Annotated in this window: 13 protein-coding genes; 10 read left to right on the top strand and 3 right to left on the bottom strand. The window is 71.8% G+C overall.

What is annotated here, in order from left to right; translation table 11 throughout:
* The 4 genes from ACFQ87_RS30560 to rpsD all read left to right on the top strand — a co-directional run.
* On the top strand, nt 1-391 hold a 391-nt coding region (locus ACFQ87_RS30560; protein WP_380614091.1), incomplete at its 5' end, for a GNAT family N-acetyltransferase.
* 91 nt (nt 392-482) lie between these two features.
* On the top strand, nt 483-1,301 hold the full coding sequence (ppk2, locus tag ACFQ87_RS30555; protein WP_380614090.1) for a polyphosphate kinase 2: 819 nt from the start codon (nt 483-485) through the stop codon (nt 1,299-1,301).
* A gap of 189 nt (nt 1,302-1,490) precedes the next feature.
* Nucleotides 1,491-2,936 carry a replication-associated recombination protein A gene (locus ACFQ87_RS30550; RefSeq protein WP_380614089.1) on the top strand — a complete coding sequence of 482 codons (1,446 nt, stop codon included), beginning with the start codon at nt 1,491-1,493 and terminating at the stop codon, nt 2,934-2,936.
* Nucleotides 2,937-3,247: 311 nt separating this feature from the next.
* Nucleotides 3,248-3,862, top strand: coding sequence for a 30S ribosomal protein S4 (gene rpsD / locus ACFQ87_RS30545; RefSeq protein ID WP_030056230.1), 615 nt, complete (start codon nt 3,248-3,250; stop codon nt 3,860-3,862).
* 83 nt (nt 3,863-3,945) lie between these two features.
* Here rpsD and ACFQ87_RS30540 read toward each other — a convergent pair whose 3' ends face one another.
* Both ACFQ87_RS30540 and ACFQ87_RS30535 read right to left on the bottom strand, forming a co-directional pair.
* Nucleotides 3,946-4,263 (bottom strand): tetratricopeptide repeat protein, encoded by a 318-nt coding sequence (locus ACFQ87_RS30540; protein WP_380614088.1) that lies wholly within the window; start codon nt 4,261-4,263, stop codon nt 3,946-3,948.
* Nucleotides 4,264-4,311: 48 nt separating this feature from the next.
* Complete coding sequence (locus ACFQ87_RS30535; protein ID WP_380614087.1) at nt 4,312-6,525, bottom strand: ATP-binding protein; 2,214 nt, start codon at nt 6,523-6,525, stop codon at nt 4,312-4,314.
* A gap of 221 nt (nt 6,526-6,746) precedes the next feature.
* Here ACFQ87_RS30535 and ACFQ87_RS30530 point away from each other — a divergent pair, with 221 nt between their 5' ends.
* From ACFQ87_RS30530 to mltG (ACFQ87_RS30510), 5 genes are all read left to right on the top strand, one after another.
* Nucleotides 6,747-7,226 (top strand): DUF948 domain-containing protein, encoded by a 480-nt coding sequence (locus tag ACFQ87_RS30530; RefSeq protein ID WP_380614086.1) that lies wholly within the window; start codon nt 6,747-6,749, stop codon nt 7,224-7,226.
* Nucleotides 7,227-7,230: 4 nt separating this feature from the next.
* Nucleotides 7,231-7,647 (top strand): DUF6167 family protein, encoded by a 417-nt coding sequence (locus ACFQ87_RS30525; RefSeq protein WP_380614085.1) that lies wholly within the window; start codon nt 7,231-7,233, stop codon nt 7,645-7,647.
* Nucleotides 7,647-10,316 carry an alanine--tRNA ligase gene (gene alaS / locus ACFQ87_RS30520; protein ID WP_380614084.1) on the top strand — a complete coding sequence of 890 codons (2,670 nt, stop codon included), beginning with the start codon at nt 7,647-7,649 and terminating at the stop codon, nt 10,314-10,316. Before ACFQ87_RS30525 ends, alaS begins: the two co-directional genes overlap by 1 nt.
* The gene (ruvX, locus tag ACFQ87_RS30515; RefSeq protein WP_380614083.1) at nt 10,316-10,798 is read left to right on the top strand and encodes a Holliday junction resolvase RuvX; all 483 of its coding nucleotides are present in this window, start codon (nt 10,316-10,318) and stop codon (nt 10,796-10,798) included. Before alaS ends, ruvX begins: the two co-directional genes overlap by 1 nt.
* Before the next feature lie 206 nt (nt 10,799-11,004).
* Nucleotides 11,005-12,237 carry an endolytic transglycosylase MltG gene (gene mltG, locus ACFQ87_RS30510; protein WP_380614082.1) on the top strand — a complete coding sequence of 411 codons (1,233 nt, stop codon included), beginning with the start codon at nt 11,005-11,007 and terminating at the stop codon, nt 12,235-12,237.
* Nucleotides 12,238-12,423: 186 nt separating this feature from the next.
* Here the strand turns inward: mltG (ACFQ87_RS30510) and ACFQ87_RS30505 are convergent, their stop codons facing one another.
* On the bottom strand, nt 12,424-12,657 hold the full coding sequence (locus ACFQ87_RS30505) for a hypothetical protein (protein ID WP_380614081.1): 234 nt from the start codon (nt 12,655-12,657) through the stop codon (nt 12,424-12,426).
* On the opposite strand from ACFQ87_RS30505, the gene mltG (ACFQ87_RS30500) reads away from it, so the two are divergent.
* Nucleotides 12,640-14,259 (top strand): endolytic transglycosylase MltG, encoded by a 1,620-nt coding sequence (gene mltG, locus ACFQ87_RS30500; RefSeq protein WP_380614080.1) that lies wholly within the window; start codon nt 12,640-12,642, stop codon nt 14,257-14,259. The two genes, ACFQ87_RS30505 and mltG (ACFQ87_RS30500), sit on opposite strands and share 18 nt — an antisense overlap.
* Nucleotides 14,260-14,267 lie beyond the last annotated feature (8 nt).

Here is a 14,267-nt window from a genome sequence, read left to right as displayed (position 1 = left end):
GTCGGTGGTCGCCGTGGACGAGTCCGGGCTGGTGATCGGACACGCCCTGCTGACCCGGCTGCGGGTCGGCGACGGCGGTGGCGGCGTCGGCGGCGGTGACGCGCTGGCGCTCGCGCCGGTCGCGGTCGCGCCCGAGTGGCAGCGCAGGGGCGTCGGCGAACTCGTCGTCCGGGCCGCGCTGTCGGCGGCCGAGGGGGCGGGGGAGAAGCTGGTGGTCGTCCTCGGCGATCCCGACTACTACGGCCGGTTCGGCTTCACCCCGGCCGGGCGGCACGAGGTCACCGGCCCGTTCGAGGTGCCGGACGCGTACCTCCAGGTGCTGCCGCTGGCGGCGTACGACGGCGGGCCGCGCGGGCTCTGTCGCTATCCGGAGCCCTTCGTCGGGGCCTGACCGCCCTTTTCGTTCCGCGCCGACCTGCGAGGTCACCGTTTCGCGCCTACGGTGAAGGGTCATCGGCAGCAGTCGGACGGAGGACCCGAGGGTGACCACCGAGCAGCGGACCGCGAAGCCGGAGCCACTGGCGAGGAAGCCGTACGAGCAGGAGCTGTTGCGGCTGCAGCAGGAGTTGGTGAAGCTCCAGGAGTGGGTGCGGGTCGAGGGGGCCCGCGTGGTGGTCGTCTTCGAGGGGCGGGACGCGGCCGGCAAAGGCGGCGCGATCAAGCGGGTGACGGAGTACCTGAACCCGCGCATCGCCAGGATCGTGGCGCTTCCCGTCCCGACCGAGCGGCAGAAGACCCAGTGGTACTTCCAGCGGTACGTCGAACAGCTGCCGGCGGCCGGGGAGATCGTGCTGTTCGACCGCAGCTGGTACAACCGGGCCGGGGTCGAGCGGGTGATGGGCTTCTGCACCGACGAGGAGTACCGGCAGTTCCTGCACCAGTGCCCGACCTTCGAGCGGATGCTGATCGAGGCGGGCATCCTGCTGCGCAAGTACTGGTTCTCGGTGAGCGACATCGAGCAGGAGCGGCGGTTCCGGGACCGGCTGGAGGACCCGATGAAGCGCTGGAAGCTCTCCCCGATGGACGTCGAGTCCATCAAGCACTGGGAGGACTACTCGCGGGCCAAGGACGAGATGTTCCTGCACACCGACACCCCGGACTCGCCGTGGCACGTGGTGGAGAGCGACGACAAGCGCCGGGCCCGGATCAACATGATCGCCCATCTGCTCTCCACCGTGCCGTACCACGAGATCACCCCGCCCATGATCGAGCTGCCGCCCCGCCCGGCCCCGCGCGGCTATCAGCGGCCCCCGCGCGATCTGCAGAAGTACGTTCCGGATCACGCTGCCGGACTGGAGTAGGCGGGGCTTCCGGGCGGCGGCGGTGGGCGCGCTGGGCGCCACCGCGCGGTCGGTGGAGGAGTTCGAGGTGGTCCTGCCGGACCGCCGTACCCCGCGGGGATACCGGGCCCGTCTCCGGGGTTCTGTCGGGACCCGGCAAGGAACCAGGAGTCAGGCTCCGGTGTCGGCGGCCTCAACTAGGCTTCCGGTGTGGACGAACCGGACCTCTTCACCGCCGCCGCCGAGGAACGCCAGAGCAAGGAACCCGGGCGGGCGCCCCTGGCCGTACGCATGCGCCCGCGCACCCTGGACGAGGTGGCCGGCCAGCGGCAGCTGCTGAAGCCCGGCTCCCCGCTGCGGCGGCTGGTCGCGAACTCGCGCGGGCCGGCGGCCACCAGCTCGGTGATCCTCTGGGGGCCGCCCGGCACCGGCAAGACCACCCTTGCCCATGTGATCAGCCAGGCCGTGGAGGGCCGCTTCGTCGAGCTGTCCGCGATCACCGCCGGGGTCAAGGAGGTCCGGGCGGTGATCGACGGCGCCCGGCGGGCGGTCGGCATGTCCGGCCGGGAGACGGTGCTCTTCCTGGACGAGATCCACCGCTTCTCCAAGGCCCAGCAGGACTCGCTGCTGCCGGCCGTGGAGAACCGCTGGGTCACCCTGATCGCGGCGACCACCGAGAACCCGTACTTCTCGGTGATCTCCCCGCTGCTGTCCCGCTCGCTGCTGCTCACCCTGGAGTCGCTGACCGACGAGGACGTCCGGGCGCTGCTGCGCCGCGCGGTGGCCGACGAGCGCGGCCTGGAGGGCGCCCTGGAGCTGACCGCGGAGGCCGAGGACCACCTGGTGCGGCTGGCCGGTGGGGACGCCCGGCGGGCGCTCACCACGCTGGAGGCGGCGGCCGGGGCGGCGCTGGAGAAGGGCGAGGCGAGCATCACACTGGCTACCACCGAGACCGCCGTCAACCAGGCGGCGGTGCGCTACGACAAGGACGGCGACCAGCACTACGACGTGGCCAGCGCGTTGATCAAGTCGATCCGCGGCAGCGACGTGGACGCCACCCTGCACTACCTGGCCCGGATGATCGAGGCGGGGGAGGACCCGCGGTTCATCGCCCGGCGGCTGATGATCTCGGCCAGCGAGGACGTCGGCCTGGCGGACCCGACGGCGCTGCAGACGGCGGTGGCGGCGGCCCAGGCGGTGGCGCTGATCGGCTTCCCGGAGGCCCGGATCATCCTGTCCCAGGCGGCGATCGCGCTGGCGCTGGCGCCGAAGTCCAACTCGGCCTACCTGGCGATCGACGCGGCGCTGGCGGACGTCCGGCAGGGTCTGGCGGGCGCGGTGCCGCCGCACCTGCGGGACGCCCACTACGGCGGTGCGGGCAAGCTCGGCCACGGCAAGGGCTACCAGTACCCGCACGACCTGCCGGAGGGCATCGCGGCCCAGCAGTACGCGCCGGACGCGGTGCACGGCAGGGAGTACTACCGGCCGAACCGGCGCGGCGGCGAGGTCCGGTACGCGGACACCGTGGAGTGGACGCGCGGGCGGCTGCGGGGGGAGCGCAGAGTGGAGAAGAAGGCGGAGAAGGTGGAGCAGGTCGACAAGGCGGACAAGGCTGAGAAGAAGGCGGATCAGCAGCCCGGGGAAAAGGGCGACTGAGCCGCCGGTATACTTCGTCGGAGTGCCGTGTCCCGGGACGGCGGCGGGGGAGACCCCACCGACCGGCCGCACCAGCGGGGCATCGGCCGTAGGCCTCCGTCAGGAGGCCCGCACCAGGAGCGTCGCGCACCGTTTTCGGTGTCGCGGACGGCCCGGCTTCCGGGCCCTTCGTGTGACCAGCACTTTCGTGCCCGGCTCCGGAGAGCGGCTGATCCCTTCGCGCACGCGTCGGGGTTTTCTCCGGGTCGCGACATGCGACCTCCGTCAACACCTGGTGAAAGCCGTATTCGCAAGCAAGGAAGGTTTGGTTCATGGCGAACCAGAAGCGTCCCAAGGTCAAGATCGCGCGTGCGCTCGGCGTGCCGCTGACCCCGAAGTCCGTCAAGTACTTCGAGGCCCGCCCGTACCCGCCCGGCCAGCACGGCCGTGGCCGCAAGCAGAACTCGGACTACAAGGTCCGTCTGCTCGAGAAGCAGCGTCTGCGCGCCCAGTACGACCTGAGCGAGAAGCAGATGGCGCGCGCGTTCGACCGCGCCAAGAAGGCCGAGGGCAAGACCGGTGAGGCGCTCGTCGCCGACCTGGAGACCCGTCTGGACTCCCTGGTCCTGCGTTCGGGCATCGCCCGCACCATCTACCAGGCCCGCCAGATGGTCGTCCACGGCCACATCGAGGTCAACGGTGGCAAGGTCAACAAGCCGTCGTTCCAGATGAAGCCGGGCTACGTGGTCACCGTCCGCGAGCGCAGCAAGGAGAAGGTCCCCTTCCAGGTCGCCCGTGAGGGTGGCTACGCGGGTGAGGGCCAGACCCCGAAGTACCTCGAGGTCAACCTGAAGGCCCTGGCCTTCCGCCTGGACCGTGCGCCGCAGCGCAAGGAGGTCCCGGTGATCTGTGACGAGCAGCTGGTCGTCGAGTACTACTCGCGCTGACCCGCGCTCGGTTCCGCAGTTCGCGAAACCACAGCGAGCCCCCGTCGCCTTTCGAGGCGGCGGGGGCTCGCTGCTTGGTGCGGTCAGATGCTCTCGCCGGTCATCGCGGCGGCCAGCCGCAGGTGCGGGCGGGCCTCCTCGGCGCGGCCCTGGCGCTCCAGGGTGCGGCCGAGCATCAGCCGGGCGTAGTCCTCGGCCGGGTCGAGGTCGAGGATCCGGCGCAGTTCGGCCTCGGCGCGGCCGAGCTGGGCGGAGTGGTAGTAGCTGCGGGCCAGCAGCAGCCGGACGGAGAGGTTGGCCGGCTCCTCGGTCAGCACGCCTTCGAGCGCGCGGGCGGCATCGGCGTACGCCTTGGACTCGAAGTAGAAGTTCGCGAGCCGGTACTCGTCGTGGACGGCCATGGTGTTCCTTCCGGGCGGTTCCTTGCCTCCTCCAGCAATGGACAAGTTTCAACTATTCCGCACCGGCGAGGGTGCCGGCGCGGGCGGCGCCGAGCAGGGGCGGGGGCCCGGCTCCGGGCCGTCCGCCGAGCCCCCGTCGCCGAGCGCCCGGGAGACGGCGGCGTCCAGGTCCAGCCGGGTGCCGGCCCGGTAGCACTCCTCGTACTCCTGCTCGGTCAGCCCGGCCCGGGCCCGCTCGGCGCACTCCTGGTGGGTGCCGAAGAAGGAGCGCGAGCCCAGGAAGGGGTTGCCGACCGTCCGCCAGATCCGGTGCGCGGAGCCCTGCAGCACCCGGGCCTCGCACAGGTCGGCGGGCTCGCCCGGGCCGGCCGGCTCGGTCTCCAGCAGCGCCAGCAGGTCGATCCCCAGCACGATGCCGAGCAGGTCGTGGAAGAGGTGGTTCAGCCGCACGCACTCCCGGGCCATGGTGCGGGCCGGCTCTACCGCGCCGTCCAGGTAGTGCGAGTACGCCGTCGCGTACAGCACGTAGGCATACGCCCACTGCTCGCCGTGCTCCTCGCACACCTGCCGGGCCTGGCCGAACCAGAGCGCGCCGCTGTCCCGGTCGCCCTGGAACAGGTAGGCGAGGCCCAGCTCGATCATGCCCATCACGACGTTGCTGTTGAGCTCGCCGATGGTCCGGTAGTGCCAGAGCGCCTCCTCGAACAGCTCGGCGGCGCGCTCCGGGTCGTCGCCGATCAGGGCGGCGCAGCCCTGGCGGTGGACGGCGTAGGCGAGGGCCCGGTCGTCGCCGGTGTCCAGGGCCTGGCGGCGGCACTCCTCCAGCGCCGGGCGGGCGGCGCCGAGGTCGCCCTGCAGGGTGGCCATGTAACCGGTCACCCAGAGGGCCTTGGCGCGGGCCTCGGTGGGTTCGCGGCCCAGGGTGAGCGCCCGGTCCAGCCAGTGCCGGCCCTCGCCGAGGTGGCCGCAGCCGACCCAGTAGAACCACAGGGTGCCGGCCAGCAGCAGGGCGATCTGCTCCTCGCCGGGCTCGGCGAGGCAGAACTCCAGCGCGGCCCGCAGGTTGGTGTGGGCGAGCCCGGTGCGTTCGGCGGTCTCGGCCTGCCGGGGGCCGAACCACTCGACCTCGCCCCAGGTGGCGACGCCCAGGTACCAGTCCCGGTGGCGGCGCAGCAGCCTCTGCTCCTCGCCGGCGGCGCGCAGCCAGTGGCCGCCGTACTCGCGCAGGGTGTCCAGCAGGCGGAAGCGGACGCCGAAGGTGCTGTCCTCACGCAGGACGACGGACTTGGCGATGAGTTCGTCGAGCAGGTCGAGCACGTCCTCGGGCTCGATGCCGTCGCCGGCGCAGACGTACTCGGCGGCCTCCAGGTCGAAGCTGCCGGCGAAGATCGACAGGCGGGCCCAGAGTAAACGTTCCTGCACCGCGCAGAGCTCGTGGCTCCAGCCGATCGTGGTGCGCATGGTCTGGTGTCTGGGCAGCGCCGTGCGGCTGCCCCCGGTGAGCAGCCGGAACCGGTCGTCCAACCGGGCGGTGATCTGCTCCACCGACAGCGCCCGCAGCCGCCCGGCGGCCAGCTCCACGGCCAGCGGGATGCCGTCCAGCCGGCGGCAGAGCTGGCCGACGGCCTCCGCGTTGGCCGCGGTCACCTCGAAGGAGGGCAGCACCGCCCGGGCCCGGTCGGCGAACAGCCGCACCGCGTCCGGCAGCGCGCCCGTCGGTCTGTTCGGCAGCGGGTCGACCGGCAGCGGGGCCAAGGTCAGCACGTGCTCGCCCGAGGCCCGCAGGGCGGAGCGGCTGGTGGCCAGCACCCGTAGCCCGGGCAGCGCGCGCAGCAGCGCGTCGGTCAGCTCGGCGCAGGCCTCCACCAGGTGCTCGCAGCCGTCCAGCACCAGCAGCAGGCGGCGCCCGGCCAGCCGCTCGCCCAGCACGTCCAGCGGCGGGCGGGCGGTGCCGTCGGTCAGTCGCAGCGCCTCCAGCACGGCGTGGCCGAGCAGCAGCGGGTCCTGCACCGGGGCCACGTCCACCAGCCAGGTGCCGTCCGGGAAGGCGCCAGCCGCCCGGGCCGCGGCGCGCAGCGCGAGCCGGCTCTTGCCCACCCCGCCGGGCCCGGTCACGGTCACCAGCCGGGCGCCGGCCAGCAGGCCCGCCAGCTCGGCCAGTTCCCGCTGTCGCCCGACGAAGCCGGTCACCTCGGCCGGCAGCCGGCCGGGCTCCGGCTCGCGCGGCCACGCCGCGGGCTGTGCTGTCCAGTCGCCGGCCAAGCGCTGCTCCCCGTTGTTCCGGGTCCGGACCGTCGCGGTCCGGATGTGCGTCGGGCCGTACGGGCGACGGCCTGCCTGGCAGAACGAGGTGACCGGCCGGTAGGTTACGCGCGCGGTTCGCACACCCGGGCGAGGCCACCGGCGACAGCCCGGTCCGGAAACCGGGTGTGGGCGCGATAGGGTTCGGTTTGGAGAACAGCAAGGCGAGGGAGCGCGCAGAAGTGTCCGTGGGAGAGCTGGCCGGATTGCTCGTCGCCGTGTTCTGGGCGGTCCTGGTCACCCTGCTCGCCGTGGTGCTGGTCCGCCTCTCGCGGGTGCTGAAGGAGGCCGCCGTCCTGGTCTCCGCCGTCACCGAACAGGCCGTGCCGTTGCTGACCGAGGCGGGCGCCGCGGTGCGCAGTGCCAACGAGCAGCTGGAGCGGGTGGACGAGATCACCGCCAACGTGCAGGACGCCGCCGCCAACGCCAACGCGCTGTCCTCCACCGTCGCCGCCACACTGGGCGGACCGCTGGTGAAGGTCGCGGCCTTCAGCTACGGCGTCCGCAAGGCCGTCGCCAAGCAGCAGGGCGGTCTGTCGACCGTGCCGACCCAGGCCGGTGACCGCGAGGAACTCGCCCGGCTGATCAGGGCCGAGGTGCGCGCCGCGACCGCGCCGAGGAACGGTTTGCTCTCCAGGGTCCGGCGCGCGGTGAGGGGCTGACGACATGGCACGCATCTTCTGGATGGCGGTCGGCGCCGGCGCCACCGTCTGGGCCATGAAGAAGGCCAACGCGGCCGTCCACCGGCTCACCCCGGACAGCCTCTCCGGCACCGCCGCGCGCGGTGCGCTGCACCTGGGCGACCTCGCCAAGCAGTTCGCCCAGGACGTGCGGGCCGGCATGGCCGAGCGCGAGGAGCAGCTGAAGGACGACCTCGGGCTGCACGGCACCGCCGTCGTCGAGCCCCGCAGCACCCGCCGGGTACTGCGCGGCGAGCCGCAGTACCGAGCTATCTCGGCGGCGCCCGGTCGCCCGGCCGCCGCCCTGCCTCCCGCTCGCAGTGCTCGAACCACCCCACAGACCATTGAAGAGACGCCCCGCCGAGCCCTGCCGCGGGGCGGAACGAACCGGAAGGACCACTAATGGAGTCGGCTGAGATCCGCCGCCGCTGGCTGCGCTTCTTCGAGGAGCGCGGCCACACCGTCGTTCCGTCGGCGTCCCTGGTCGCCGACGACCCCACGCTGCTGCTCGTCAACGCCGGCATGGTGCCGTTCAAGCCCTACTTCCTGGGCGAGGTCAAGCCGCAGTTCTCGCGCGCCACCAGCGTCCAGAAGTGCGTGCGCACCCTGGACATCGAGGAGGTCGGGAAGACCACCCGGCACGGCTCCTTCTTCCAGATGTGCGGCAACTTCTCCTTCGGCGACTACTTCAAGGAAGGTGCCATCAAGTTCGCGTGGGAGCTGCTCACCACTCCCGTCGCGGACGGCGGCTACGGCCTGGAGCCGGAGAAGCTCTGGATCACCGTCTACAAGGACGACGACGAGGCCGAGCAGATCTGGCGTGACGTCATCGGCGTGCCCGCCGAGCGGATCCAGCGCCTCGGCATGAAGGACAACTTCTGGTCGATGGGCGTCCCCGGCCCGTGCGGCCCGTGCTCGGAGATCAACTACGACCGCGGCCCCGCGTACGGCGAGGAGGGCGGCCCGGCCGTCAACGGCGAGCGCTACCTGGAGATCTGGAACCTGGTCTTCATGCAGTACGAGCGCGGCCACGGCGACGGCAAGGACGGGTTCGAGATCCTCGGCGACCTGCCGAGCAAGAACATCGACACCGGCCTCGGCCTGGAGCGCCTCGCCGCCATCCTGCAGGGCGTCGACAACCTCTTCGAGATCGACACCAGCCGGATGATCCTCGACCGCGCCGCCGAGCTGACCGGCCACACCTACGGCGCCGACCACAAGTCGGACGTGTCGCTGCGCGTGGTCACCGACCACATCCGCACCGCGCTGATGCTGGTCGGCGACGGCGTCACCCCCGGCAACGAGGGCCGCGGCTACGTGCTGCGCCGCATCCTGCGCCGCGCCATCCGCAACATGCGCCTGCTGGGCGCCACCGAGCCGGTGGCCAAGGAGCTCATCGACGTCGCGATCAAGGCGATGGCGCCGCAGTACCCCGAGCTGGAGACCGACCGCAAGCGCATCGAGACGGTCGTCATCGGCGAGGAGTCGGCCTTCCTGCAGACCCTGAAGGCGGGCACCAACCTGCTGGACGTCGCGGTCACCGAGACCAAGCAGTCCGGCGGCGTGGTGCTCTCCGGCGAGCAGGCGTTCAAGCTGCACGACACCTACGGCTTCCCGATCGACCTCACCCTGGAGATGGCCGAGGAGCAGGGCCTCCAGGTGGACGAGGCCGGCTTCCGCCGCCTGATGCAGGAGCAGCGGGACCGCGCCAAGGCGGATGCCAAGGCCAAGAAGATGGGCCACGCCGACGTCGCCGCGTACCGCGACGTCGCCGACAAGTCCGGCGCCAGCGTCTTCACCGGCTACACCCTGACCGAGGGCGAGGCCACCGTGGTCGGCCTGCTGGTCGACGGCGTTCCCTCGCCGGCCGCCACCGAGGGCGACGAGGTCGAGATCATCCTCGACCGCACCCCCTTCTACGCCGAGGGCGGCGGCCAGCTCGCCGACCACGGCCGGATCCGGCTGGAGTCCGGCGCGGTGGTGGAGATCCGCGACGTGCAGCAGCCCGTCCCGGGCGTCATCGTGCACTCGGGCGGCGTGCTGTTCGGCGAGGTCGTCCTCGGCGCCTCGGCGTACGCCACCATCGACACCGACCGCCGCCGGGCGATCGCCCGCGCCCACTCGGCCACCCACCTGACCCACCAGGCGCTGCGCGACGCGCTCGGCCCGACGGCCGCCCAGGCCGGCTCCGAGAACGCCCCGGGCCGCTTCCGGTTCGACTTCGGCTCGCCCGCCGCCGTTCCGGGCAGCGTGCTGGTGGACGTCGAGCAGAAGATCAACGACGTGCTGGGCCGTGAGCTCGACGTCACCGCCGAGGTCATGACGATGGACCAGGCCCGCAAGGCCGGCGCCATCGCGATGTTCGGCGAGAAGTACGGCGACGAGGTCCGGGTCGTGACGATCGGCGACTTCTCCAAGGAACTGTGCGGTGGCACGCACGTCGGCAACACCGCCCAGCTGGGCCTGGTGAAGCTGCTCGGCGAGTCCTCGATCGGCTCCGGCGTGCGCCGCGTGGAGGCGCTGGTCGGCGTCGACGCGTACAAGTTCCTGGCCCGTGAGCACACCGTGGTCTCCCAGCTCACCGAGCTGGTCAAGGGCCGCCCGGAGGAGCTGCCGGAGAAGATCTCGGGCATGCTCGCCAAGCTCAAGGACGCCGAGAAGGAGATCGAGCGCTTCCGCGCCGAGAAGGTGCTGGCCGCCGCGGCGGGCCTGGTCGACTCGGCCGAGGACGTGCACGGCATCGCCGTGGTCGCCGCCCAGGTCGCCGACGGTGTCGGTGCGGACGAGCTGCGCAAGCTGGTCCTGGACGTGCGCGGCCGACTGGGCTCGCGCCCGGCCGTGGTCGCCGCGTTCACCGTGGCGGGCGGCCGCCCGCTGACCGTGATCGCCACCAACGAGGACGCCCGCGGCCGCGGCATCAAGGCCGGCGAGCTGGTCCGGACCGCCGCCAAGACCCTCGGCGGCGGCGGTGGCGGCAAGGACGACGTCGCCCAGGGCGGCGGCTCCAACCCGGCCGCGGTCGGCGAGGCCATCGCCGCGGTGCGCGGCCTGGTCGCGGAGCGCGCCTCCTGATGACCGAGCAGGAGCCGAGGCCCTTCCGGCGTGGGCGGCGGATCGCCGTCGACGTCGGCGACGCCCGGATCGGGGTCGCGTCCTGCGACCCCGACGGGGTGCTCGCCACGCCCGTGGAGACCGTCCCGGCCGGGGTGAAGTCGCAGGCCCGGATCGCCGCGATCGTCGAGGAGTACGACGCGATCGAGGTGGTCGTCGGGCTGCCGCGCTCGCTCAGCGGCAAGGAGGGCCCGGCGGCGGAGAAGGTTCGCGCGTACGCCGCCCGGCTGGCCAACCGGCTCTACCCGGTGCCGGTACGGCTGGTGGACGAGCGGATGTCGACCGTCACCGCGACCCATGGGCTGCGTGCCTCGGGGGTCAAGGCGAAGAAGGGCCGCTCGGTGGTCGACCAGGCCGCCGCGGTGGTGATCCTGCAGACCGCCCTTGAGTCCGAACGGGTGAGCGGACGCCCGCCCGGTGAGAGCGTCGAGGCGGTCGGTTGATCGGCCTGCTCTAACGTCCCGTTGAGGGGTCCGTGCGGACGCGTCCGCACGGACCCCTTTTCGTTTGATTCCGTGTCCGTTTCGGGTCGGTCCAGATCGATGCAGATCCATGCAGATCCATGCAGGTCCATGCAGATCGGTGTGAGTGACTCGGATCGGTTCGGACCGCTTCGAAGCGATTCGGGACCGCAGAGGGGGCGCAAGCCATGACCGACCAGGACTTCCACCCGGGGCTCACGCCCGGACACCTGGGTGCTCCGGTACTGGAGCCGGAGGGCAGTCCCCAGGGCGCGCCCCGGCCGCGCTTCGATGCGCCGGATCCGCACCGACGGCGCAACGAACTGGCCTGCGGGCTCACCGCGCTCGCGCTGGTCGCGGTGTTCGGCGGGATCGGGCTGACCGGCTACACCTGGCTCCAGGGGCAGCGCAAACCCTTGGCCGCCGCCGACTACGCGGGGCAGGGCACCGGCAGCGTCCAGGTCTCGGTGCCGGAGGGCGCGGGCCTGGCCCAGATCGCCTCCGCGCTGGTCCGCAACGGGGTGGTGGCCAGCTCGCTCGCCTTCACCAGGGCGGCGAAGGGCAGTGCGGCCGCCGCCGGGCGGATCCAGCCCGGGACCTACACCCTGAAGCAGAAGATGTCGGCGGTCGCGGCACTGGCCGTCCTGATCGACCCGGCCAACGCCAACGGCCTCACCATTCCCGAGGGTTGGCGCGGCTACCAGATCTTCGCGGCGATCGACAAGAAGCTGAACCTGCCCGAGGGCACCAGCCGGAAGACCGCCCAGGAGCAGGCCGCCGAACTGGGCCTGCCGGACTTCGCCAAGGGCAGCCCCGAGGGCTACCTGTTCCCCGCGACGTACAGCGTCACCGACGGGACCACCGCGCTGGACCTGCTGAAGCAGATGGTCGGGCGGGCCGGCAAGGAGTTCAGCCGGGACGACGCCAACGTCGTGGCGCAGACCCTCGGCCAGAGCCTGTACGGGCTGGTCACCGTGGCCAGCATGGTCCAGGCCGAGGCCGACAACACCGAGGACATGGGCAAGGTGGCCCGGGTCATCTACAACCGGCTGGCCAAGGGCATGCCGCTGCAGCTGGACTCCACGATCAACTACGCTCTCGGCCGCTCGACCCTGAACACCACCGTCACCGACACCAAGCTGGACTCCCCGTACAACACCTACCTGCACCCCGGGCTGCCGCCGTCGCCGATCTCCAACCCGGGGCGGCAGGCGATCACGGCGGCCCTGGACCCGACGCCGGGGGACTGGGTGTACTTCGTCACCGTGAAGCCGGGGGACACCCGCTTCACCGACAGCTTCGAGGTGCAGCAGCGCAACGTGGCGGAGTTCAACGCCGGCCGGGCCTCGGCGAAGCCGAGCGCCACGCCCGCCGCTCCGGCTGCCGCGACGCCCTCGGCCACGGCCGCCACGACGCCGTGACGGGCCCGTTCGCCGAGGGTGAGGTCGCTCACTGACGGTACGTCCCGTCCGGGCCGGGCTACGGCTGCGGTACGGTAACGTCTCCTCCCAGGCGCTGCGCTAGCACGCCGGTTCGAGAATCAGCCGGGACGACGTCGTCCCGGACGGCCGGTCCGATCCTCCGGTCGTCACCGTCGGTTAAGGGGATCAATGACCGATCTGGGTCGGGGCTACGGCCCCCAGGGCGAGCCGTGGCACCCCGGTGATCCCGGGTACGGCGGCCAGCAGCCGGTCCCCGGCCAGCAGGACGGCCAGTGGCAGCAGCAGTACCCGCAGCAGGGCCAGCAGGTCCAGCAGCCGTACGGTGACGTGCAGCAGCAGGCGTACCAGCAGCAGGCATACCCTCAGGGGTACGAGCAGCAGATGCCGCAGCAGGGCCACCCCCAGCAGATGATGGCGCCGCAGCAGATGATGGCGGCCGAGGGCTACCAGCAGCAGATGCCCCAGCAGGGCTATCCCCAGCAGCAGATGCCGATGCAGCCGGGCATGCCGCAGCAGGGCATGCCCCAGCAGCAGATGCAGCAGATGCAGCTGGGCCACCCCCAGCAGATGGCGGCCCAGCAGCAGATGCCGATGCAGCAGCAGGGCATGCCGCAGCAGCAGGTCCAGCAGCCGCCCGTCCAGCAGCGGGGGCCGCAGCAGGCCCAGCCGGCCGCGCCCGCCTCCGGCCCCGGTCCGGACGGGATCGACTGGGAGGCCGAGGCCGCCGCGCTGGAGTCCGGTGCCGACCCGGTCGGCGCGGCGCACGAGCCCGCGGTCGAGGAGTGGGACGGCCACGAGGACGGCCACCACGAGGAGGACGGGTACCTCGAGGAGCACGCCGAGGCCGAGGAGGTCGGCTTCCTCGGCGAGCAGGACGACTCGCGCGAGGCCAAGAAGAAGCGCAAGGAGAAGGGCAAGAAGGCGGGCCGCCGCAACGGCGGCGCCTGCCTGCTGGTCGCGCTGGTGCTGCTCGGTGCCGTGGGCGGCGCCGGCTGGTGGGGCTACGGCTTCTACCAGCAGCACTTCGGCCCGCCGCCGGACTTCACCGGTGACGGCAGCGGCTCCGTCCAGGTCGAGGTCAAGCAGGGCGCGGTCGGCGGCCAGATCGGCCTCGCGCTGAAGAACGCCGGTGTGGTCAAGAGCGTCGACGCCTTCACCAAGGCCTGCAACAACGAGCCCAAGTGCGGCACCATCCAGCCCGGCTTCTACGGGATGAAGAAGGAGATGTCGGCGGCCGCCGCGCTCAAGGAGCTGCTCGACCAGGCGGGCGGCGCGGCCCTCGTGGTCCCGGAGGGCAAGAACTCCTCCGAGATCTACACGATGATCGACACCAAGCTGAAGCTGCAGAAGGGCACCACGGCGAACGTCGCCAAGGCCCAGGTCAACGACCTCGGTCTGCCCGCGTACGCCCAGGGCAACGTCGAGGGCTTCCTCTGGCCGACCCGCTACAACATCGCCGACGGCATGAAGCCCGAGGACCTGCTCAAGGCGATGGTGAAGAACGCCACCGACAAGTACGCGAGCCTGGACGGCCAGGCCGCCTCGGTGGGCCTCAAGAACGGCTACGAGGTGATCATCGAGGCGAGCATCCTGCAGCGCGAGGGCAACAACACCGCGGACTTCGCCAAGATGGCCAAGACCATCCAGAACCGCCTGGCCAACGAGCCCGAGACCCATCACCGCCTCGGCATGGACACCACGCTGCAGTACTCGCTGGGCCGCAAGGACCTCAACAAGAGCGACATGGACAACGCGTCCAACAAGTACAACACCTACCTCAACCCCGGCCTGCCGCCGACGCCGATCTCCAACCCCGGCGACGACGCGATCAACGCGGTGCTGCACCCGGCGGACGGCAAGTGGCTGTACTTCATCGCGATGTCGCCGACCGAGACCCGCTTCGCCGAGACGGCCAAGGAGCACTACGCCAACGTCAAGGAGTACTGCCAGGCGGCCGGCCAGGGCTTCGACGAGGCCCGCGGCCACTGCACCACCAAGTAGTCCGCACC

Origin of the sequence: Kitasatospora sp. NPDC056531 (assembly GCF_042794375.1) — a bacterium.
In the GTDB taxonomy this organism is placed as follows: domain Bacteria; phylum Actinomycetota; class Actinomycetes; order Streptomycetales; family Streptomycetaceae; genus Kitasatospora.
The sequence above is the reverse complement of the archived record's forward strand: the minus strand, read 5'-3'. Positions and strand labels throughout refer to the sequence as shown.